This is a genomic window from Stenotrophomonas sp. (assembly GCF_050737575.1).
Lineage (GTDB): Bacteria > Pseudomonadota > Gammaproteobacteria > Xanthomonadales > Xanthomonadaceae > Stenotrophomonas.
Map to the genome: position 1 here is coordinate 393,321 of NZ_JBOHXW010000003.1, position 21,194 is coordinate 414,514.

The 21,194-nt window shown below is 63.4% G+C and carries 14 protein-coding genes and 1 riboswitch; of the genes, 9 read left to right on the top strand and 5 right to left on the bottom strand.

Features of this window, described 5'->3' with window-relative positions:
- Window positions 1-8 precede the first annotated feature (8 nt).
- A complete protein-coding gene (locus tag ACREP4_RS07895; protein ID WP_431595626.1) occupies window positions 9-2,648 on the top strand; it encodes a putative peptide modification system cyclase in 2,640 nt (879 codons plus the stop codon).
- Here ACREP4_RS07895 and ACREP4_RS07900 read toward each other — a convergent pair.
- Window positions 2,588-2,944, bottom strand: a complete 357-nt coding sequence (locus ACREP4_RS07900; RefSeq protein ID WP_431595627.1) for an NHLP-related RiPP peptide — start codon at window positions 2,942-2,944, stop codon at window positions 2,588-2,590. The two genes, ACREP4_RS07895 and ACREP4_RS07900, sit on opposite strands and share 61 nt — an antisense overlap.
- Before the next feature lie 98 nt (window positions 2,945-3,042).
- Between ACREP4_RS07900 and ACREP4_RS07905 the strand changes: the two genes are divergently transcribed.
- On the top strand, window positions 3,043-4,194 hold the full coding sequence (locus ACREP4_RS07905; RefSeq protein ID WP_431595628.1) for a putative peptide maturation dehydrogenase: 1,152 nt from the start codon (window positions 3,043-3,045) through the stop codon (window positions 4,192-4,194).
- A gap of 43 nt (window positions 4,195-4,237) precedes the next feature.
- Here ACREP4_RS07905 and ACREP4_RS07910 read toward each other — a convergent pair whose 3' ends face one another.
- From ACREP4_RS07910 to ACREP4_RS07920, 3 genes are all read right to left on the bottom strand, one after another.
- On the bottom strand, window positions 4,238-6,208 hold the full coding sequence (locus ACREP4_RS07910; protein WP_431595629.1) for an acetyl/propionyl/methylcrotonyl-CoA carboxylase subunit alpha: 1,971 nt from the start codon (window positions 6,206-6,208) through the stop codon (window positions 4,238-4,240).
- A 389-nt stretch (window positions 6,209-6,597) separates the two neighbouring features.
- Window positions 6,598-8,208 (bottom strand): carboxyl transferase domain-containing protein, encoded by a 1,611-nt coding sequence (locus ACREP4_RS07915; protein ID WP_431595630.1) that lies wholly within the window; start codon window positions 8,206-8,208, stop codon window positions 6,598-6,600.
- A gap of 197 nt (window positions 8,209-8,405) precedes the next feature.
- Window positions 8,406-9,569, bottom strand: coding sequence for an isovaleryl-CoA dehydrogenase (locus ACREP4_RS07920; RefSeq protein ID WP_431595631.1), 1,164 nt, complete (start codon window positions 9,567-9,569; stop codon window positions 8,406-8,408).
- Between the two features lie 145 nt (window positions 9,570-9,714).
- Between ACREP4_RS07920 and ACREP4_RS07925 the strand changes: the two genes are divergently transcribed.
- The 3 genes from ACREP4_RS07925 to ACREP4_RS07935 all read left to right on the top strand — a co-directional run bounded on the left by ACREP4_RS07925 (window position 9,715) and on the right by ACREP4_RS07935 (window position 12,852).
- Window positions 9,715-10,332 carry a TetR/AcrR family transcriptional regulator gene (locus tag ACREP4_RS07925; RefSeq protein ID WP_431595632.1) on the top strand — a complete coding sequence of 206 codons (618 nt, stop codon included), beginning with the start codon at window positions 9,715-9,717 and terminating at the stop codon, window positions 10,330-10,332.
- Between the two features lie 147 nt (window positions 10,333-10,479).
- A complete protein-coding gene (locus ACREP4_RS07930) occupies window positions 10,480-10,998 on the top strand; it encodes a c-type cytochrome (protein ID WP_431595633.1) in 519 nt (172 codons plus the stop codon).
- Window positions 10,999-11,118: 120 nt separating this feature from the next.
- Entirely contained in the window at window positions 11,119-12,852 is a 1,734-nt protein-coding gene (locus ACREP4_RS07935; RefSeq protein ID WP_431595634.1) for an ExeM/NucH family extracellular endonuclease, read from the top strand.
- Window positions 12,853-13,045: 193 nt separating this feature from the next.
- Here the strand turns inward: ACREP4_RS07935 and ACREP4_RS07940 are convergent, their stop codons facing one another.
- On the bottom strand, window positions 13,046-13,906 hold the full coding sequence (locus ACREP4_RS07940; protein WP_431595635.1) for an EamA family transporter: 861 nt from the start codon (window positions 13,904-13,906) through the stop codon (window positions 13,046-13,048).
- Between the two features lie 63 nt (window positions 13,907-13,969).
- Between ACREP4_RS07940 and ACREP4_RS07945 the strand changes: the two genes are divergently transcribed.
- The 4 genes from ACREP4_RS07945 to ACREP4_RS07960 all read left to right on the top strand — a co-directional run bounded on the left by ACREP4_RS07945 (window position 13,970) and on the right by ACREP4_RS07960 (window position 20,712).
- Window positions 13,970-14,641, top strand: a complete 672-nt coding sequence (locus ACREP4_RS07945; protein WP_431595636.1) for an alpha/beta hydrolase — start codon at window positions 13,970-13,972, stop codon at window positions 14,639-14,641.
- Window positions 14,642-14,644: 3 nt separating this feature from the next.
- A complete protein-coding gene (gene zapE / locus ACREP4_RS07950; RefSeq protein ID WP_431595637.1) occupies window positions 14,645-15,742 on the top strand; it encodes a cell division protein ZapE in 1,098 nt (365 codons plus the stop codon).
- A gap of 263 nt (window positions 15,743-16,005) precedes the next feature.
- Window positions 16,006-17,565 (top strand): VWA domain-containing protein, encoded by a 1,560-nt coding sequence (locus ACREP4_RS07955; protein ID WP_431595638.1) that lies wholly within the window; start codon window positions 16,006-16,008, stop codon window positions 17,563-17,565.
- Between the two features lie 350 nt (window positions 17,566-17,915).
- Window positions 17,916-18,135, top strand: a riboswitch (cobalamin riboswitch).
- Between the two features lie 267 nt (window positions 18,136-18,402).
- Window positions 18,403-20,712, top strand: a complete 2,310-nt coding sequence (locus ACREP4_RS07960) for a ribonucleoside-diphosphate reductase subunit alpha (RefSeq protein WP_431595760.1) — start codon at window positions 18,403-18,405, stop codon at window positions 20,710-20,712.
- The last annotated feature ends 482 nt before the right edge of the window (window positions 20,713-21,194 follow it).

The window sequence follows — 21,194 nt, forward strand, 5'->3', positions numbered from 1 at the left end:
GGGCTGACGTGGACACTGAAACCGAAAACCTGCAATCCAATCGGCAATTCAAGACGCTGATCCTCACCGATCTGTGCGACTCGGTGATGCTGGTTGAACGGATTGGTGACACCGCTGCGGCCGATCTTTTCCGCCGGCTCGACGCGCAGGTGCTGCGGTTGCTGCGTCGCTGGAACGGTCGTTTGATTGATCGTTCCGACGGCATGTTCCTGCTGTTCGACGCGCCGGTGGACGGGCTGGGTTTCGCCCTGGACTACGTGGATGAGCTGGACGCGCTGGGCAAAGCAATGAAGCTGCCGTTGCAGGCCCGCGTGGGCGTGCATGTGGGCTATGTGCTGTCCTGGGAGAACAGTGAGGAAGCCGTCGCTGCCGGCGCCAAGGCGCTGGAAGTGGAAGGCCTGGCCAAACCCATGGCGGCGCGCTTGATGGCGCTGGCCCGCCCGGGCCAGATCCTGATGTCGTCGGCGGCCGAATCGATGATGCGCAGCGCCCAGCGTGAACTGGATGATCGCGGCACCAGCCTGCAATGGAAATCACACGGCCGCTGGCGCTTCAAAGGCTTGCCGACCGGGCACGAAGTATTCGAAGTGGGCCGCAAAGGCCGCGCACCGCTGCGCATGCCGCCACGCTCGGCCAAGGCCAGCCGCGAACTGCCGCTGTGGCGTCGCCCAGCCGCCTTGATGGCCGAAGTGGCGGTAGTGGTAGCGCTGCTCGTCACCGGCTGGGTGCTGGTGCGACCGGAGCCGGCAATTGCGTTTGCCGAGCGCGATTGGGTGGTGGTGGGTGATCTGAAAAATCTCACCGGCAACGCATTGCTCGACGATCCCCTTGCGCAGGCATTCCGCATCAGCCTGGAGCAGTCGCGCTACGTCAATGTGCTCAGTGACATGGTCGCGCGCGCGACGGTCTCGCGGACCCGTAGGGACCCCGAAAAGACACCCATGGGCCGGGCGCTCGCATCGGAGGTGGCACTGCGTAACGGTGCGCGATTGGTGTTGCTTCCATCTGTTTCCGAAGTTGGTGGAAAGGTGCGCATCAGTGTCGAGGTGATCGATCCAAACACGCAGTCGACCATTCGCTCCGAATCTGTGGATGGAAGGGGAGTTGAGTCGGTATTGGCCTCGGTCGACGGACTTACCTCGAAATTGCGGAGTGCGCTTGGTGAATCCGCCAACGCGGTCAGATCAGGTTCCGATCCGCTGCCGATCGTGACCACGTCCAATCTGCAGGCATTGCGGGCCTATGCATTTGGGTTGCGTAGAGCGCGAGAGGGGGAATGGCGGGCGTCGCTGCAGATGTACAGTGAAGCCGTCCGTTTGGACCCGGAGTTCGCGCTGGCCTATCTCGGGGTTGCGCGAGCGCATGCGGCACTCTCGGAGCGTCCCAAGGCGTTGCCCTGGCTGGACAAGGCAATTGCGCTGCGTGCGCGGCTGCCGGATCGCGAACGCCTGTATCTCGATGCGTGGGAAGCAGAGTTGAAGGTGCCAACGCAGGCGCTTGAGAAATGGCAGGTGATGGCAGGGCTGTACCCCGACGACTTTGCCGGGCAGGCAAATGCCGCATGGCATCTGTATGTCGCCAATCGTTTTGACGATGCGTTGCCGTATGCAATGGCTGCCGATGTTCCGCAGGATCCGCTACGTAACTACGCGGCTGACTACGTCGCACGGATATTGCTGGCCAAGGGGCTGCCAGAACAGTCACTGAAGCATCTTGAGACCATTGGCGGGCCGTCCCGTCCCGGGCACGTTCGCCGTGTTGCCGCGGCGCTGGCGGTCATGCGCCGCTTCGGCGAGGCAGAGGCAGCACTGGATAGTGCCGAGCCAATCAACAGTCCCTCGACCGATCTGGTGCCCAACATTGAACGGGTGGCGATTGCCTTGGACCAGGCGCGGCCGCAGGAGGCTGCGGTGCTTTCCGGGCGTGTGGTCGAAGCATCAAGTACTTCTGATGCGTTCATCCACCAACAGTTCCGTGTGATCGGTGCCATGGTTGATCTGGTGCAGGAAACAGGCAACCGCCGCGAGCACCGCAGACGGCTGGCCAGTGACCTGGTTGCCGAAGTGACATCGTCGAAGTGGGATCCATTGAACCGCAGTGATCTGGGAACGATGCTGCTGGTCAACGCTAACCTGGCGTTGCGCGAAGGTGATCCGACGTTGGCGGTGGAGGCACTGGCGCGTGTGCAGCAGTTCCCAGCCGAAAGCCGTTACAGCGTGCTGACTGTCTTTGAGCGCATCACCCGGGCGGGGCTTCTGGGCAACCAGGGGAAGCTGGACGAAGCGATAGCGTTGTTGCCAGCACGCACCGATGATTTCTACCAATCGCGGGTCATGCTGTATGGCTTGTTGAGCAAGGCCGGACGCCATTCGGAGGCGGAGGCACAAGCACGCTGGCTGGTGAGCCAGCGCGGTCTTGCCTACATGGAAGCCAATGCGTCGCAGACCGTGCAGCCACTGAATGTCGTCGATTCAAAAATGGCGCAATTGTGGCTCGCTGAATCCTTGCTTGCGCAAGGCAAGGCAGATTCGGCAAGGAGCGAGTTGACCGTCTTCCTGGTCCAATGGCCGTTGACGCAGTTGCCCTCTCAGCTGCGCTCGAGAGTTGAACGGATCTTGTCCGCCTCGAAACAAAAAACAACGCTGTGATTGCCCGCTGCTGCAAGGTGCTGCTGCAACTGCGCGCGCGCGGCTGCGATCTCTTCCTTGCTGGCCAGTGTGTTGGTGGTCATGCAGTAGAAGTTGTCGCCCGGTTGGGGCGTCTGGCCGACCATCGCTGAGGCTTGGGCGACGCCGAGGCTGGCCAGCGCCAGGACCGGATCAGCTTGAAACGTCGCGCGGAAATCGTCGTCCGTGGACAGTTTCTCGAGCAGGATGTCCGCTACCTTGGGGTCGATGCCGGCATGCTCCGGCGTCTTGCTGCAATCGTCTGAAAAAGTACTCATAGTGCTCCGCCTTTGCCCGGCGGGGAGGGCAATGGTGCCCGTCCGGTCAAGAAGTAATGGAAGTCGGCCGCCCCCCGTACGGCCCGAGGATGATACCCATGAAAGTTCGTCGTTGTACGTCTGTCTTTTTCGAGCCTCGCGAGAGCAGTCGTTTCGATCTTGGCAGTCTTTTGTCGGGTGGAAATGGGGTGATGCGGGAGCGGTGCTGGGTGGCACTGGCTCCTCACCTGGACGGCGAGCTGCGGGTCAGTGAAGAGGATGTGCTGGCGACAGGACGTTACAGTCCGGAGGAGTGGACAGTGCTGGATGAGCCAGTGGATGAGGTGCTGCTTCGCTTGCTGGCATGCGGCTTGTTGATCGCTGATGCCGAGGTGCACGGCGCGCATTGCCTTGCGGATGAGCGCTACAGGGGATTGCACTGGTGGCCGTTGGCAGCGGTGACGCAGCAGGCTGCACGTTGGAATGCGGTCGATAGTGTGGAGTCAATGCAACGGCTGGGAACCGACACGGTGGCCGGGCTCCTGCGCAGCTATGGTGCGCCGCCATCAGCGACGTTGGAGCGCAAGGGAGTTGGTGCTGACGTGCCTTTGATGCGTGCCGAAACGTCGGAGCTTGATGCGCTGATGGAACGGCGCGTTACGTGCAGAAATTTTGATTCGGAGAGACCGCTGGAGCAAGCGCTTTTTGCACAGATGCTGCAGCGTGTGTTTTCGGCCAACGGAAGCATTGCGCAGAGCGAAGGCGTGGAATTTCTCAAGAAGTACACGCCTTCGGGTGGTGGCCTGCATGCCACCGAGGCCTATCTTGTCGTGCAGCGTGTGGAGGGGATCGATCCTGGGCTTTATCACTATCGCCCCAAAGATCACGCGCTGCGTCCGCTGTCACCGCCGACATTGCCGTTGGCTGAGTTCGCATGTGAAGCGATGGCGGGACAGCATTGGTTCGCACAGGCCCCGGTGTTGGTGATCTATGCACCGCGCATTACTCGCAGTCACTGGAAATACCGCAATCATCCCAAGGCATATCGTGCGTTGATGCTCGACGTTGGTCACCTGTCGCAGACGCTGTACCTCAGTGCGACAGACCTGGGGCTGGGTGCATTTGTCACGGCGGCGATCAACGAAGTGCAGATCGAGCAGGCGTTCGGGCTTCCTGCGTTGGAGGAAGGCCCCTTCGCGGTCGGCGGCTTCGGTTGGCGCGCATTGACGCAGGAGATTGCCGAGTTCGACCCGATGGGCAGCGTCTGGTGATGGCATCGACCGCATGGGATGTGATCCCGTGCGGCGCATCCGACTAGCTCGCCTCAAAATCCACCAACACAGCCCCATCCCCCACCTGATCGCCAGCCTTGGCGCGGAAGCCGTGCACGGTGCCGTCGGCCGGGGCCTGCAGGGTGTGTTCCATCTTCATCGCTTCCATCACCAACAGCGGCGTGCCACGGCTGACGGTACTGCCTGGCTCGACCAACAGCGCGACCACGCGACCGGGCATCGGTGCGAGCAGGCTGCCGCCGTGGTCGTTGGCAGTGTCGGCCTCGGCGACCGGGTCGTGCAGGGTGAAGCGCTGTTGGCGCTCATCGCCGAAGACATGCAGTACGTTGCCATCGTGCACCGTGTGGCCGCGGAACAGACGGTCACCAATCTGCAGCGCATGCGCGTCGCCGCGCAAGTTGCCGATGACGTGCATCATCTCGTCGCCAAACTGCACCTGCCAGCCATCCCTTTGCTGACGGACCTGCAGCGTGTGTTGTTGCTGCAGATGTTCCAGCGTGATCGAGCGCGCGGCCGGGCCGGTCAGGCGCCAACCATCGTTGGTCGCCCACGGTGACGTGTCATTGGCAACACCAGCGCTGCTGCTGCAGGCCAGTACCGCAGCCAACGCCCAATCGGCCGACGTGGCAGCGCTGTGCTGGATATCCAGTGCGTCGCGCTCGCGTTCGATCAGCGCGGTATCCAGGTTGGCGTGGCGGAACGAATCGGTCATCACCAGACGACGCAGGAACGCCGCATTGGTAGTCACGCCGACCACCTGGCATTGCGCCAATGCACGTTGCATGCGTTGCAGCGCGCTGTTGCGATCCACATCCCACACGATCAGCTTGGCGATCATCGGATCGTAATACGGCGTGATCGCATCGCCCTGTTCAACACCGGCATCCACGCGCACGTTGGCGTTGGATTGCGGCAGTTGCAGGTGACGCAGCGTGCCGGTCGACGGCAGAAAACCGCGGTCGGCATCTTCGGCGTAAATCCGCGCTTCGAGCGCATGGCCGTGAATGCGAAGTTGCTCCTGCGTCTTCGGCAGCGCCTGGCCGACAGCGACGCGCAGCTGCCATTCGACCAGATCGGTGCCGGTGATCATCTCGGTGACGGGGTGTTCCACCTGCAGCCGGGTGTTCATTTCCATGAAATAGAAATCGCCGTCCGGCCCGGCAATGAATTCCACCGTGCCGGCACCGACGTAACCGACCGCGCGTGCGGCATCGGTGGCCGCCTTGCCCATTGCCGCGCGACGCTCGGCCGTCATGCCGGGCGCGGGTGCTTCTTCCAATACCTTCTGGTGGCGGCGCTGCACCGAGCAGTCGCGCTCGAACAGATAGACCACGTTGCCCTGACTGTCGCCGAACACCTGGATTTCGATATGACGCGGGCGCTCGACATACTTCTCCACCAGCACATGCGCATTGCCGAACGACGCCTGCGCCTCGCGCTGGCAGCTGGCGAGCGCGGCCTCGAAATCAGCATTGGCCTCGACCTTGCGCATGCCCTTTCCGCCACCGCCCGCACTGGCCTTGATCAGCACCGGGTAGCCGATGGCATCAGCCTGCGCACGCAGGAATTCGGGCTCCTGTCGTTCACCGTGATAGCCCGGCGTCAACGGCACATTGGCGGCCTGCATCAGCGCCTTGGCCGCACTCTTGTCGCCCATCGCATCAATGGCACTGGCCGGCGGTCCAATGAACACCACACCGGCATCCGAGCAGGCCCGCGCAAAGCCGGCATTCTCCGACAGAAAACCGTAACCAGGATGGATCGCCTGCGCCCCGCTGCGCCGCGCAGCATCAAGGATCACCTCGGCACGCAGATAACTTTCCGCTGCCGGCGCCGCACCAATGTGTATCGCCTCATCGGCCAGACGCACATGCCGCGCATTGCGGTCCGCATCGGAATACACCGCCACCGTGGCAATGCCCAAGCGACGGCAGGTGGTGATGACGCGGCAGGCAATTTCACCGCGATTGGCGATCAGGATTTTGTTGAACATTGATTTATCCACGATGTGCCGCGCGGGCAGGGGAGGGGCCGAGGGCTTTCGCCGTTGATGTTGCTCTTGAAGTTGCGCTTGCTCTACCGGGCCCCTTCCGCAGCGACGGAAGCGGTGGGGAGTACCCGAAGGGCGGCGTGCATGGATGCACGTCGTTTTTCGCCACGACACGGATGTCGTGTCGAAAAATCCCGCCGGTGGAGTGAACCCGGCACGCGCAGCGTGCTGGGCGTGGAGGCAGGGTGTGCTTGACCAGCCATTCGGCTGTTGAACAGGCGCTTCTTTTGGTTAGCTTTTCTTTGCACAAACAAAGAAAAGTAACTCGCTCCCCGAAGGGGAGTGAAAGCCCTTGATTCACCGCTTTTTCTCCAATAAGCCGCATAGCGCCATCACATCCGAAACACGCCAAACCGCGTGTCCTGCACCGGCGCATTGAGACTGGCCGCCAGCGCCAACCCAAGTACCCGCCGCGTATCCGCCGGATCAATCACCCCGTCATCCCACAGCCGCGCACTCGCGTAATACGGATGCCCCTGCTGCTCGAACTGGTCGCGAATGGGCTGCTTGAAGCTGTCTTCTTCCTCGGCCGACCACGCACCGCCTTTCGCCTCGATGCCGTCACGCTTGACCGTCGCCAACACGCTGGCCGCCTGCTCACCGCCCATCACCCCGATGCGCGCATTCGGCCACATCCACAGGAAGTGCGGCGAATACGCACGGCCGCACATGCCGTAATTGCCGGCACCGAACGAACCACCGATCACCACCGTGTACTTCGGCACACGCGCGTTGGCCACCGCCATCACCAGCTTGGCGCCATCTTTGGCGATGCCGCCGTGCTCATACTTGCGGCCGACCATGAAGCCAGTGATGTTCTGCAGGAACACCAACGGAATATTGCGTTGGCAGCACAGCTCGATGAAGTGCGCGCCCTTGAGCGCGGACTCGGAAAACAGGATGCCGTTGTTGGCGATGATGCCAACCGGATGGCCATGCACATGTGCAAAACCGGTCACCAACGTATTGCCGTAGCGGGGCTTGAACTCGTCAAAGCGCGAACCATCGACCACGCGCATGATCACTTCGCGCACGTCGTAAGGCTTGCGTGTGTCGCTGGGAATCACACCGTACAGCTCGTGCGCGTCGAACAATGGTGCTTCGCTGGCCTGCAGCGCAACGCCTGCGTCCGGCTTGCGCCAGTTGAGGCTGGCGATGATGGCGCGCACCCGCGCCAGCGCCTGCAGATCGTTGTCGGCCATGTGATCGGCCACGCCGGAGATGCGCGTGTGCACATCGGCACCGCCCAGTTCTTCGGCGCTGACCACTTCACCGGTTGCCGCCTTCACCAGCGGCGGGCCGCCCAGGAAGATGGTGCCCTGTTCCTTGACGATGACGGTCTCGTCGCTCATTGCCGGCACGTAAGCGCCGCCAGCGGTGCAGCTACCCATCACGCAGGCAATCTGCGGAATGCCCTGCGCCGACAGGTTGGCCTGGTTGTAGAAGATGCGACCGAAATGATCGCGGTCTGGAAACACTTCGTCCTGCAACGGCAGAAACGCGCCGCCGGAATCAACCAGATAGATGCACGGCAAGCGATTCTGCTGCGCAATCTCCTGCGCGCGCAGATGCTTCTTTACCGTCACCGGGTAGTAGGTGCCACCCTTGACGGTGGCATCGTTGGCAACGATCAAACACTCGACGCCAGACACCCGACCGATGCCCGCGACCATACCGGCGCCGGGCACTGGGTCGGCGTACATGCCGTGCGCAGCCAAAGGCGCGACTTCGAGGAACGGACTGCCAGGATCAAGCAGCGCATCGATGCGCTCGCGCACCAGCAGCTTGCCGCGCGCGGTGTGCTTGGCCCGCGCCGCATCGCTGCCGCCACGCGCAGTGGCTTCCAGCGTGGCGCGCAGATCATCAACCTGCGCCTGCATTGCGCTGCGATTGGTTTCGAAGCTGTCGCTGCCGGGTTGCAGCTGGGTGGTGAGTACGGTCATGGCCGAAGTCCTGGGTTCTGGAGCTTGTCTGCGCGCGGAAACATGGCAGCAGGGCAGTTGCAGTTGCTTTGCTTTTTCTCTGCTTTGCTTTTGCAGTTGCAGTTGCTTTGCTGTTGCTGTTGCTGTTGCTGTTGTGTCCCTTCTCCCGCAGGCGGGAGAGGGGCTCTGATTCCGCTTTAGCTTCTGCTTTGCGTCACTTACATCGTGCGCTGGAACAACTCACGCCCAATCAACATGCGGCGGATTTCCGAAGTGCCCGCGCCGATTTCATACAGCTTGGCATCGCGCCACAAACGCCCCGCCGGGTATTCATTGATGTAGCCGTTGCCGCCCAGAATCTGGATGGCTTCACCGGCGGCCCAGGTCGCTTTTTCCGCCGAGTACAGAATCGCACCGGCCGCATCCTGGCGCGTGGTGCGGCCCTGGTCACAGGCCTTGGCCACGGCGTACACATAGGCGCGGCAGGCATTGAAGCCGACGTACATGTCCGCGAGCTTGGCCTGGATCAACTGGAACGTGCCGATCGCTTCACCAAACTGCTTGCGCTCATGCACATAGGGCAGCACCACATCCAGCGCCGCCGCCATCAGCCCGAGCGGGCCGCCGGACAACACCACGCGCTCGTAGTCCAAACCGGACATCAGCACCTTCACGCCGCCGCCGACTTCCCCCAGCACGTTTTCGACCGGTACTTCGCAATCCTGGAACACCAGCTCGCAGGTGTTGGACGAACGCATGCCCAGCTTGTCCAGCTTCTGCGCGGTGGAAAAACCCTTCATGCCTTTCTCGATGAGGAAGGCGGTGATGCCGCGCGAACCGGCATTGGCATCGGTCTTGGCGTACACCACCAGCACGTCGGCGTCGGGGCCGTTGGTGATCCACATCTTGTTGCCGTTGAGCACGTAGTGATCGCCGCGCTTGTCCGCACGCAACTTCATCGAAACCACGTCCGAACCGGCGCCCGGCTCGCTCATGGCCAGCGCACCGACGTACTCACCGCTGCACAGCTTGGGCAGGTACTTGTGCTTCTGCGCCTCGTTGCCGTTCTTGCGCAGCTGGTTGAGGCACAGGTTGGAATGCGCGCCGTAAGACAGGCCAATGCCGCCGGACGCGCGCGAAATTTCTTCCATCGCCACCACATGCGCCAGATAGCCCATGCCGGTGCCGCCGTATTCTTCTTCCACGGTCATGCCCAGCAGGCCCTGCTCGCCGAGTTGGCGCCACAGCTGATTGGGGAAGTGGTTGGTCGCGTCGGCGTCGGCGGCCAGCGGCGCGATGTGCGCGGCGGCAAACTGCGCAACGCTTTCGCGCAGCATGTCGATCTCTTCGCCGAGATCGAAGGACAGGGAGGGAATGTGCATGGGGGCGGCTCCAGTACTGCTTGGCGAGGGGCGCTCCGGGTTGGGGGTGACGGATGAGGCCGTCAGCACGGGCGTTTGCGCGCAGCCTAGCGGGTCGCGGTAAAAAAGTGAACACAAATTCAAAAATTGAACCTAGAATCAGCCCATGGCTTACAAGCGCTCGGAATTGATGGAAAAACGCCTCGCTGGCAACCGCGAGGCGATCCTGACTGCGGCCCGCCGGCTGGTCGCCGCAGGCGGCTACCGCAACGCGCCGATCACCGCCGTGGCAGCCGAAGCCGGCGTTTCCACCGGGCTGATCTACCGCCACTTTCCATCCAAGGCCGAGCTGTTCGTGGAAGTGCTTACCGCCGCGGTCGAGCACGAGCTGGAGATCCTGTCGGCCATCGCCGATGAAGCGTTGCCGGCGCCGCAGCGGTTGCAGCGGGCGGTGGCCTCGTTCGTGCGCCGTGCCATGGCCGGCCCCGGTTTGGCCTATGCCTTCATCGCCGAGCCCGTCGACCCGGAAGTGGAAGCCGAGCGCATCCGCTGCAAGCGACTGTTTGGCGATGTGTTCAAACGCATCCTCGATGACGGCGTGCGCAGCGGCGAGCTGCCGGCGCAGGACCTGGACATCAGTGCGGCCTGCATCGTTGGGGCCTTCACCGAAGCTTTGGTCGGCCCTACCGCGCCCAGCCGCGATGGGCTGCGTGATGGCGAGCATCTGGTCGATGCGATCAGCGCACTGTGCCTGCGTGCAGCAGGCGCGCCGATCACCGGCTGAGCCGTGCGGCTGGGCGTTCGCAAGCCGCGCGGATGCTGCGTTGCGGCACGTTCTGGCGTGTCCTTGCCCATTGCGGGCGGTGCCATGCGCTGGTCTATACTCGCCGGCAGCCATGGTCCACCGACTACTCGCCAGGGGTGTTGAGACGTGCGGAATTACGACCTCGAGTTTCTCAAGCGCTTTTCCATCGTGATCGCCGTTCTGGCCGTCATCACGATCGGCCTGATCATCTTTGCTTGGTTCCTGCAGCACAGCATCCCCGCCGAGGTTTCGCCTACGGTGAGCAAACGTATTGAAGAACGCATTGCACCGGTCGGTGCGGTATATGCCGGTGCTACCGGTGCATCGGCCCAGGCGGCGGCTGCAGCGGCGGCCACCGCGGCGGCGATGGCCAGCGGTGCCTATGGCGGCACGCTGGACGGCAAGGTGATCTTCGATAACCTCTGCACCGCCTGTCACACCAATGGCGTGGGCATGGCGCCGACGCTGGATCATTCGCATTGGGACGCGCGCCTGGCGCAAGGCAAGGACACGCTCTACAAGCACGCCATCGAGGGCTACACCGGCCCGGATGGCGGGATCATGCCGCCCAAGGGGGGCAACGCCGGGCTCAGCGAGGAGCAGATCCACTCCGCAGTGGATTGGATGCTCGCCAACCTGAAATAGAAAGCCGCCAGACTCGGCAGCGGGCAACCGGCCTGATTGCTGCAGAATATCCCGCGCCGCCTTGCTCAGGCGGCGCTTCTGTTTCCGCTTCCCCTGTTCCGCTTTCCATCGGAGTCGTCCATGCGTTGTTCCCCTTCATTACTCGCCCTGGCCCTGGCTGTGGCCTGCACCGGCCCGGCATTGGCGGCTTCCCCGGCAACCGTGTTGCCCATCGGCAAGGTGCAGGGCAGTGCGCAGCGCAGTCCTTACGAAGGCAAGCCGGTGACGGTCGAGGCGATGGTCACCGCTGACCTGCGCGATGGCTTGGGTGGCGTGTACGTGCAGGACGCCGGTGACGACGATGCGGCGACGTCGGACGGCTTGTTCGTGCGTCTGCCCGAGGGCCAGGCCGTGCAGGTCGGGCAGTGGCTGCGCCTCAGCGGCACGGTGCAGGAGCAGGCAGCAGGGAAGGGCGGTCAAACGCTGACCACGCTGCAGGCCGACAAGGTGAGCGCGGCGGCATCGCGCGCCGCACCGGCCGTGACGGTGATCGACGATGTACCGGCCAATTGGGAAGCACTGGAAGGCATGCAGGTGCGCATCGCCGCGCCGCTGACCCTGGCCGGGCAGGAGGGTCTGCAGCGCTTTGGCGAACTCACCGCCGCGTTCGGGGGACGTTTGTGGCAGCCCAGCGAAGTGGCCGCCGCCGGCAGTCCGGAACAGGCCGCGGCGGTGGCCGACAACGCGCGCCGCCGCCTGCGTCTGGACGATGGCAGCAGCAAGCGTGAGCCGGGTGCCGTGTCATACCTCGGCGCGGATGTCGTGCTGCGTACCGGTGCGCAGTTGAGCGAGGTACAGGGCATCGTGGACCAGCGTTTTGACGGCGATTACCGCCTGCAGCTGACGGCGCCGCTGAAGGTCAGCACCGACCTGCGTCCGCTGCAGCCGCCGACCGTGGCCGGTGGTCTGCGCATCGCTGCATTCAATCTTGAGAATTATTTCAACGGCGACGGCAAGGGTGGCGGCTACCCGACCCTGCGCGGCGCCAAGACGGCGGAACAGCAGGCGGCACAGCAGGCCAAGTTGATCACCACCATTCGTAGCCTCAATGCCGACGTTGCCGCGCTGATGGAATTGGAGAACGACGGCTACGGCCCGGGTTCGGCCATCGACCAGTTGGTGCGTGCGCTCAACGAGGGCCAAGGCAAGGGCGGCGATTGGAAATTTGTTGACGCCATACAGGGCCCGGGCGACAACCCGATCCGGGTCGGCATCATCTACCGCAGCGCCAAGCTGAGCCCAGTCGGCAAGCCGGCGGTGCTGGAGCGCGAGCCGTTCGGCGAACGCAGCCGCGTGCCGCTGGCGCAGGCGTTCCGCATGGGCCGCAATGGCACGCCGTTCGTGGTGGTGGCCAACCACTTCAAGTCAAAAGGCTGCTCGGAAGCCAGCGGCGCCAATGCCGACCAGAACGATGGCCAGGGTTGCTGGAACGCCACCCGTGTCGAATCGGCGCGTCTGCTGCACCAGTGGCTGCAGGGCGACCCCACCGGCAGCGGCAGCAAGGACGCGGTGCTGTTGGGTGACTTCAACGCCTACGCGATGGAAGACCCGATCCGCACCTTGAATGCCGACGGTTGGCAGGATGCGTTCAAGGTGGCGGGCGTGGCGCAGCCGTACAGCTACGTCTACAACGGCCTGACCGGGCGCTTGGATCACGCACTGTTGAGCCCGGGTATGGCGGCGCGTTTGAAGGGAGCTGCGGAGTGGCACATCAACGCCGATGAAGCGGACGACGCCGGTTACCAAGACCGCAATGTGCCGGGCCCGTGGCGCAGTTCGGATCATGATCCGTTGTTGTTGGGGTTTGAGCCGTAAGGCCAATTGCCGGGTCGGGAAGATCAAAGGAATGCGGGTCGTTTGTGAACCAGGAATTCGCGACTCGTTGAGCGCCCCCGCTGCGAAGTGGGGGCGCTTTGTAGGTTGCGAGGCAGGCGGCTTCGCTACCCCTCTGCTGCCTTCGGCATCCTCTCCCGAAAGGGGAGAGGAGCAGTGCAACAGCGGATGTCCGTCACAACGTCCCGCGCGCAATCAAGGCAATCGCCAGCACCGCCAGCAACAAGCCCGCACGGTTCCAACGGCTGGTTTTCTCGCCAAACATCAGTACGCCGACCAAGGCGCCCAGGCACACCACGCCGATGTTCATGCCGGCGAAGATCGTCGCCGGGCTGTGCGGCATTGCCTGGTGCGCACGCACATAGAACAGGATGTTGCCGAAGTTGATCAGGCCCAGCAGCAGGCCGTAACCGACATTGCGTAGGGTGAGGTGCGAGCTGCCGCTGAAATGCCGCTGCAGCTGCCACGCCAGCATCAACACAAAGGCGATGCCGAAGCTGATCAGCAAGGCAGCTGTCGACGGTGTGCCCGCCAGCGCCACGCGCTTGAGCAGGATGTCGATCAGCGCAAAGCCGACCCACACGCCCAGCAACCAGCCCCAACTGCCGCCCGCGCGACTGCGGGTTTCACCATTGCGCGCGCTTACGCCGACGATGGCCAGCAGGCCTAGGCCCAGACCCGCCAGTTTCCAGCCGTTGGCGTGCTCGCCAAACAACAGGAACGCCGCTGCCAATGACAGCAGCAGTGACAAACGTTGCGCCACATCACTGCGTACGATGCCGGCCTCGCGCACCGCGCGTGCCAACACGAGAAAGATGCCGGGCAGCGCCACCGCCAGGCCCAGCAGTGCCAGCCACGGCGTGTGCCCGCTCTGCAGTGTTTCCAGCGAGGGGCGCAACACCAGCAGCGACAGCAGGCTGGCGGCCAGGTAGTTCCAGGTCACCGCCTGGGCGATGTCGATGCCGCGGCGCGGTGCCAGTTTCAGCAGCACCGACACCAGCACACTGCAGACCACGCTCAGGATCAGGAAAAGCATCGTTTCGGCTACCGTGAAGACGATGGCGGTGAAGCCGCCGGACAGGGCCGGTATTATGGCCGCATGCAAACGCCCACATTCCCCCACGAATCGGCGACGTTGACTCTGGAGGGCCCGGCCGGGCCGCTGGAGATCGGCGTCGATTTTCCCGATGGTGATGCCGCGCCGCGTCCCATCATCGCGGTCATCTGCCACCCGCTGTCCACCGAAGGCGGCAGCATGCACAACAAGGTGGTGACCATGGTCTCGCGCGCGCTGCGCGACCTGGGCATCACCACGGTGCGCTTCAACTTCCGTGGCGTCGGCGCATCGGCCGGTGTTTACGACAACGGTGAAGGCGAAGGTGATGACCTGCGCGCGGTGGCCAACTGGGTGCGCAGCCAGCGCCCGGACAGCGCGCTGTGGTTGGCCGGTTTCAGCTTTGGTGCCTATGTCTCGCTGCGCGCATCCGCTGCATTGCAGCCGCAGGCCTTGATTTCCGTGGCCCCGCCGGTGGGCCGCCGCACCTGGGATTTCAGCCAGGTGCAGCCGCCGTCGAACTGGCTGGTAGTGCAGGGCGACGCGGACGAGATCGTCGATGCGCAGGGCGTGTACCAATGGCTGGAGTCGTTGGAAACCCCGCCGCAGCTGGTGCGCATGCCCGATACCTCGCATTTCTTCCATCGCAAACTGATCGACCTGCGTGGCGCGCTCCAGCATGAAGTGCGGCGTTGGCTGCCTGACAGCAGCAGCTGAGGCATGGAGACGATGACCCCCTCACAACGCTACGCCGCTGGCGTGGCTCGCGGCGATTGGCGCGACGATCCGGACCAGCATCCGGCCCTGGCCGAGCTGGACCGCATCCACGAAGCGCTGGTGGATTCGGCGCAGGACGGCTGGCTGGACCGCCTGTCCGCCTTCTGGAAGAAGCCCGAGCCGGTCAAGGGTTTGTACTTCTGGGGCGGCGTGGGCCGTGGCAAGACCTTCCTGGTGGATCTGTTCTACGACGGCCTGCCAATCGAGCAGAAATACCGCACCCACTTCCATCGCTTCATGCGTGGTGTGCACGAGCGGCTGCGCGAACATCAGGGGCAGAGCGACCCGCTGGCCAAGATCGCGCAGGAGTGGCGCAACAACCTGCGCGTGCTGGTGCTGGACGAATTTTTCGTCACCGACATCGGTGATGCGATGTTGCTGGCGCGCTTGCTGGAGCGCCTGTTCGCCGAGGGCATCACCCTGGTGACCACGTCCAACACCGCCGTGGAAAACCTGTACCTCAACGGCCTGCAGCGCGACAGCTTCCTGCCGGCCATCGCGCTGCTGCAGAAGCACTGCGTGGAGCTGTACGCCGAAGGCACCGAGGACTACCGCATGCGCGCGCTGACCCGCTCGCCGGTGTATCGCGCGCCGTTGGATGCGGACAGCGAAACGTGGCTGGCCGGGCGCTGGAAAGAACTGAGCGGCGGTGAGGAAGCGCGCAGCGGCAACATCGCCATCGAGGGTCGCAAGATTCCGGTGCGCGGGCGCGGCAAGAGCATTGCCTGGTTTGATTTCGCTGCGTTGTGCGAAGGCCCGCGTGGGCCATCGGATTACATCGAGATCGCACGCGAGTTCAACACCGTGCTGCTCGGTGGCATTCCGCACTTCGACCGCATGAACGAAGACGCCGCGCGTCGTTTCGTCAATCTGATCGACGAGCTGTACGACCGCCAGGTCAACCTGGTCTGCACCGCGCAGGACGCGCCGCCGCTGCTGTATTCCGGTACCCGCCTGGCCGGCGCCTTCGAGCGCACCGCCAGCCGCTTGATTGAGATGCAGAGCGCGGAGTATCTGGGGACTGCGCACCGGAATGGCTAGCGGAGCGAGGGCGGCAATCCGTCGGTAGCCCGTTGGTGTGCTGTAGCCCTTCTCCCGCATGCGGGAGAGGGGTTGGGGTGAGGGGAGCGGGCGAAGCCCGTTGCCACGCAGCATGGCGCCAAGCGTCACCGGGACAGCCCTTGCCGAGCATGGCTCGGCACTACCTGGCGCCCAGGCCCACTTAACCCCGTTCCTCATCGTCGCCCGTTCCTGTTCCTGCACGCCGCAACACGCGGCCAATCTCAGGCACAGGAGCAGCGACCATGCGTCACTTGAATGGATCCCCGTCGAAGCGACGCCCGGTACGCACCGCGGCGTTCGCGGCAGTTGCCACCTTGCTGGTCGGCGTGCCGATCGTGACCGCTGCGCGTCTGGCACCGGCTTCAGTCTCGGTGGTGGAAGGTGACCTGCAGGCGCCAACCTCGTTGCGCGTGCGCCAGACCCGGCCCAACTTCCAGGCGCCGACGGCAACGACCTGCAGTGACACGCCGGTGCTGCGTGAAGTGGCGGATCCCAGCCCCCGATCGCGGGAACAGCCAAGCGTGATCGCCAGCGGCAGCCGTCACGACAGTGCGAAAGAGCGCGCGAAAGAGCGCGCGGAGGAACACAAGCGTGCGGCGGTGCTGGAGAGGATGGCTTCGCCTGCAATGCCCGAAGTGCTGGTAAGGCCTGCACCACCGGCACCCATGCCCGCAGATTTGTCGGCGGTGGTCGAGGGCAAACGCTATTCGACCGAGGACGTTCTGTTGCGCACTGCGTCGCCGGCCGCCAGCGCCGCTATCCGTCAAGAACAACACACCCCGGTCACCGCCGGCGTGGTCGATGACAACGCCGACTTCGGTGGCTTCCTGCAGTTTCTGCAAGGGCACGAAGAAGCAAAGCAGCTGGGCCGCGACATCAATGTGCGTCAGCGGCTGAACGTGGTGGATGCGCAGGGCCGCCCGGTGCCCGATGCCGAAGTGGCGGTCAGTGCCGGCAATGGCGCGCGGATGTGGGCGCGCACCGATGCCGGTGGCCAGGTGTGGCTGCATCCCAATGCCTTTGATGACCGTGATTCGGCCAGCTACCAGGTGCAGGTGCGTCGCGCCGGCAAGACGGCGAGAGCGTCGTTGCAGCGCGGGCAGAAGAACACCTTGCAGGTGGTGATGGCCGATGCCGCAGTGCCGTCGCGCGCGAAACTGGACCTGGTGTTCATGGTCGATGCGACCGGCTCGATGGGCGATGAAATCGACAAGCTGCGCGCGTCGTTGCAGGGCATCGTGCGTGAGATCGGTAAGCTGCCGTCGCAGCCGGATATCTGCCTGGGCCTGGTGACCTACCGTGATCGCGGTGATGAATATTTCGTGCGCGGTTGGGACATGACCCACAACGTGGCGGCGTTCCAGCAGGTGCTCGACGGCGTGCAGGCCAATGGCGGCGGCGACTTCCCCGAAGCCATGAATGAAGCCTTCGATCATTCGGTGCAGGCGCTGAACTGGCGTGGCCCTTCGACCACGCGCGTGCTGGTGTCATTGGCCGACGCACCGCCGCAGATGGGCTACCCGCAGCCGCGTTACGAGCAGACCATGCTGGCCGCACTGGGCAAGGGCATCAAAGTGTTCAGCGTGGCCGCATCGGGCCAGGACACGACCGGCGAGATCGTGCAGCGGCAGATCGCGCAGTACACCGGCGGGCGCTTCATCTTCCTCACCTATAAGGACGCAGCCGACCCAAGCAGCGGCCCCGGCAGCGAGACGGTTCACGAGGTGAACAACTACTCGGTCGATACCCTGGACAAACTGGTGGTGCGGTTGGTGCGCGAGGAATTGGCGCAGCTGCCTTGAGCGGGGAACGGGGATCCGGGATCGGGGAAGGTGAGCAACGTAGCCCGGGCTGCGGCTTGCGGACTTTTGCAGGCTTGGCACCAGCTGTGGTGCCGGTGGTCGCCGTGAAGCCACGCTTCGCGGAGCCGTAGGCTGGGATGAAATCTCAGCGTCTTGGCTGAAAATTTCATCAGAAATTTACGTCATCAAGACGAGGTGTTTTCCTACAAAAGTGGTTGCAAGCCACTTGACTGCGCAGTCCGTTCGGGCAGGTTCGCATGCTCCGACCAGGCCCTGAAAGGCATAAGCCTTGCGCCGCAAGGCTTGCGCAAAATTCGCCACATTTCGTGTTGACCGTGTCATCTACCCCCACTATCTTGTGGTCCGTCGGTTCTGGTGGGTTTGCGTCCACCGGATTGAAAGGGAAGCTGGTGACGCCATCAAGGCCATTCCAGCGCTGCCCCGCAGCGGTAATTGGGAACGACCCCGTCTTTTGCACTGAGGCTCAGTCCTTGGGAAGCGACGGAGTAGGAGAAGGCCTCGGCCTTCATGCCCATAAGTCCGAAGACCTGCCGACAACCGCGCCAAGCACACGGCGCGGTGCCGGCTGCGGTGTCTTCGAGGGGAAGATGGCTGGCGACGTGGTGCCGTTGACGCCGACCGATGGTCGGGTGCGTCGCGGTTGCTGCGACGCCGTCCTTCCATGCTCCTGATCCCGTTACCGGCCCTGGTTACCTGCGAGGGCAGGGGCTGCGTGCACCACGCCATGAAGGAAACACCGTCGTGACCACTTCCGCTACTGAAGTCGCCCCGGCCGAGGCCGGCTTTGAACTGACCCCGCCGCCCACCGCTACCGCCATGAGCGTGACCAAGCGCAATGGCAACACCGAACCGGTGGACCTGAACAAGATTGTCCGCGCCATCCAGCGCTGCTGCGAAGGCCTGCATTCGGTGGACCCGATGCGCGTGGCCACCCGCACCATTTCCGGCCTGTACAACGGCGCCACCACGCAGGAGCTGGACGAGCTGTCGATCCGCACCGCGGCGCTGCTGATCGGCGAAGAACCCGAATACGGCCGTCTGGCCGCACGCCTGCTGGCCAACTTCATCGCCAAGGAAGTGTCCGGCCAGGAAATCCACGCGTTCTCGCAGTCGGTGGGCCGTGGCCACGAAGTAGGCCTGATCAACGACCGCCTGCTCAACTTCGTGCAGATCAACGCACGCAAACTCAACGACGCGATTGATCCGTCGTTCGACCTGAATTTCGATTACTTCGGCCTGCGCACGCTGTATGACCGTTACCTGCTGCGTCATCCGCATTCGCGCAAGGTCATCGAGAACCCGCAGCAGTTCTTCCTGCGCATTGCCAGTGCGCTGAGCGAGGATGTGCCTGAAGCATTGGCGCTGTACCAGCGTCTGGGCAGCCTGGATTACCTGCCGTCCAGCCCCACGCTGTTCAACGCCGGCACCAGTCACGAGCAGTTGTCCTCGTGCTTCCTGCTCGACTCGCCGATGGATTCGCTGGAATCCATCTACAGCAAGTACGGCGATATCGCGCAGCTGTCCAAGTTCAGTGGCGGCATCGGCGTGAGCTTCACCCGTGTGCGTTCGCGCGGCTCGCTGATCAAGTCCACCAACGGCCATTCCAACGGCATCGTGCCGTGGTTGAAGACGCTGGATTCGTCGGTGGCGGCAGTCAACCAGGGCGGCAAGCGCAAGGGCGCGGCCTGTGTGTACCTGGAAACCTGGCATGCCGACATCGAGGACTTCCTCGAGCTGCGTGACAACGCCGGTGACGAATCGCGGCGCACCCACAACCTCAACCTGGCCAACTGGGTGCCGGACCTGTTCATGCAGCGCGTGGAGACCGACCAGGAATGGTCGCTGTTCGATCCGCGCGTGGTGCCTGAGTTCACCGACCTGTACGGCCCGGCCTTCGAGCAGGCGTATCTGCAGGCCGAAGCGCAGGGCAAGGCATCGCGCACCATCAGTGCGCGCAAGTTGTACGGCCGCATGATGCGCACGCTGGCCGAAACCGGTAACGGCTGGATGACCTTCAAGGACAAGTGCAACCTGGCCAGCAATCAGACGCTGCGCCCGGGCAACGTGATCCACCTGTCCAACCTGTGCACCGAGATTCTGGAAGTCTGCTCCAACGACGAAACCGCGGTGTGCAACCTGGGTTCGATCAACCTGGGCAACCACTTCGATGAGCACGGCGATTTCGATTTCGACAAGCTGGCCGAGACCGTGCGCCTGGCCGTGCGTCAGCTCGACCGCGTCATCGACCTGAACTTCTATCCGATTGAAACCGCACGCCGCGGCAACCTGCGCTGGCGCCCGGTGGGCCTGGGCTGCATGGGCCTGCAGGATGTGTTCTTCCGCAAGCGCCTGCCGTTTGATTCGGCCGAAGCGCGCGCGCTGTCGAAGCAGATCGCCGAGACGATTTACTACCACGCGCTGGAAACCTCGTGCGAGTTGGCCACTGAACGCGGCAAGCACCCGTCGTTCAACGACACCCGCGCCGCCCACGGCGAGCTGCAGTTCGACGCCTGGAACGTGGTGCCGGACGACACCGCACGCTGGGACGCACTGCGCGAGCGCATCAAACAGCACGGCCTGCGCAACTCGCTGATGATCGCCATCGCGCCGACCGCGACCATCGCCTCGATTGCCGGTTGCTACGAATGCGTGGAGCCGCAGGTGTCCAACCTGTTCAAGCGCGAAACGCTGTCGGGTGACTTCCTGCAGATCAACCGCCACCTGGTGCTCGAGTTGAAGCAGCTGGGCCTGTGGACGCCGGAAATCCGTGACGCGATCAAGCTGGCCGATGGCTCGATCCAGAGCGTGCCGCAGATTCCCGAAGCGCTGCGCCTGATCTACCGCACCGCGTGGGAACTGCCGATGCGCTCGCTGATCGACATGGCCGCCGACCGCGGTGCCTTCATCGACCAGTCCGCCTCGCTCAACCTGTTCATGGAAAGCCCGAACATCGGCGCGATGTCCTCCATGTACATGTACGCGTGGAAGCAGGGCATCAAAACCACCTATTACCTGCGCTCGCGTCCGGCCACCAAGATCGCCAAGACCACGGTCAGCAGTTACACCCCGGTGGAAGCCGTGGCCTGCTCGCTGGAAAACCCGGAAGCCTGCGAAGCCTGCCAGTAAGTCGCACCACTCATTTAAGCAACTCTAATCAGAAACACACTTCTAATTATTGAGGATGAAAAATGAAGATCAACTTTGCTCACATTCGCGAGAGGTCAACATCCGGTGGTTGGATCGATTTCGCGGTATTCGACGCTAAATCGACTAATGGAGATCATGATTCTTTGCTGGCAGACCTGACCGCACGAGCAAGGAATTCTGGGCTTCGAATTGACCAATCTGCGTTGGCGTTTAGTAGTGGCGGTCGTATCAGGTTCTTTGGTGATAAGAATTTGGTTGGCTATTTGTCGAGCGCCGGACTTCCTCGCTGGACTCATAGCATTGACGTCTAGTACTTCTGGAGTGCGTTAGAGCTTTCCATCGTGCTGCGCCGGCTCCAGATCGGCGCAGCAGAGGGCGGAACCGAGTCATGTTCAGCCGCTCTTTGGTCTACTGGTCGAGCTGAGGCCGACTAGATTAAGGAAGCGCCGGGTTAGCCCGAG

Bases quoted from the DNA above. Each gene is read 5' to 3' on its own strand.
- ACREP4_RS07915 (WP_431595630.1), bottom strand. From the start codon at position 8,208: ATGACCGTACTCACCACCCAGCTGCAACCCGGCAGCGACAGCTTCGAA.
- zapE (WP_431595637.1), top strand. From the start codon at position 14,645: ATGGAGACGATGACCCCCTCACAACGCTACGCCGCTGGCGTGGCTCGC.
- ACREP4_RS07905 (WP_431595628.1), top strand. From the start codon at position 3,043: ATGAAAGTTCGTCGTTGTACGTCTGTCTTTTTCGAGCCTCGCGAGAGC.
- ACREP4_RS07925 (WP_431595632.1), top strand. From the start codon at position 9,715: ATGGCTTACAAGCGCTCGGAATTGATGGAAAAACGCCTCGCTGGCAAC.
- ACREP4_RS07955 (WP_431595638.1), top strand. From the start codon at position 16,006: ATGCGTCACTTGAATGGATCCCCGTCGAAGCGACGCCCGGTACGCACC.
- ACREP4_RS07900 (WP_431595627.1), bottom strand. From the start codon at position 2,944: ATGAGTACTTTTTCAGACGATTGCAGCAAGACGCCGGAGCATGCCGGC.
- ACREP4_RS07935 (WP_431595634.1), top strand. From the start codon at position 11,119: ATGCGTTGTTCCCCTTCATTACTCGCCCTGGCCCTGGCTGTGGCCTGC.
- ACREP4_RS07910 (WP_431595629.1), bottom strand. From the start codon at position 6,208: ATGTTCAACAAAATCCTGATCGCCAATCGCGGTGAAATTGCCTGCCGC.
- ACREP4_RS07945 (WP_431595636.1), top strand. From the start codon at position 13,970: ATGCAAACGCCCACATTCCCCCACGAATCGGCGACGTTGACTCTGGAG.
- ACREP4_RS07960 (WP_431595760.1), top strand. From the start codon at position 18,403: ATGAGCGTGACCAAGCGCAATGGCAACACCGAACCGGTGGACCTGAAC.
- ACREP4_RS07920 (WP_431595631.1), bottom strand. From the start codon at position 9,569: ATGCACATTCCCTCCCTGTCCTTCGATCTCGGCGAAGAGATCGACATG.
- ACREP4_RS07940 (WP_431595635.1), bottom strand. From the start codon at position 13,906: ATGCTTTTCCTGATCCTGAGCGTGGTCTGCAGTGTGCTGGTGTCGGTG.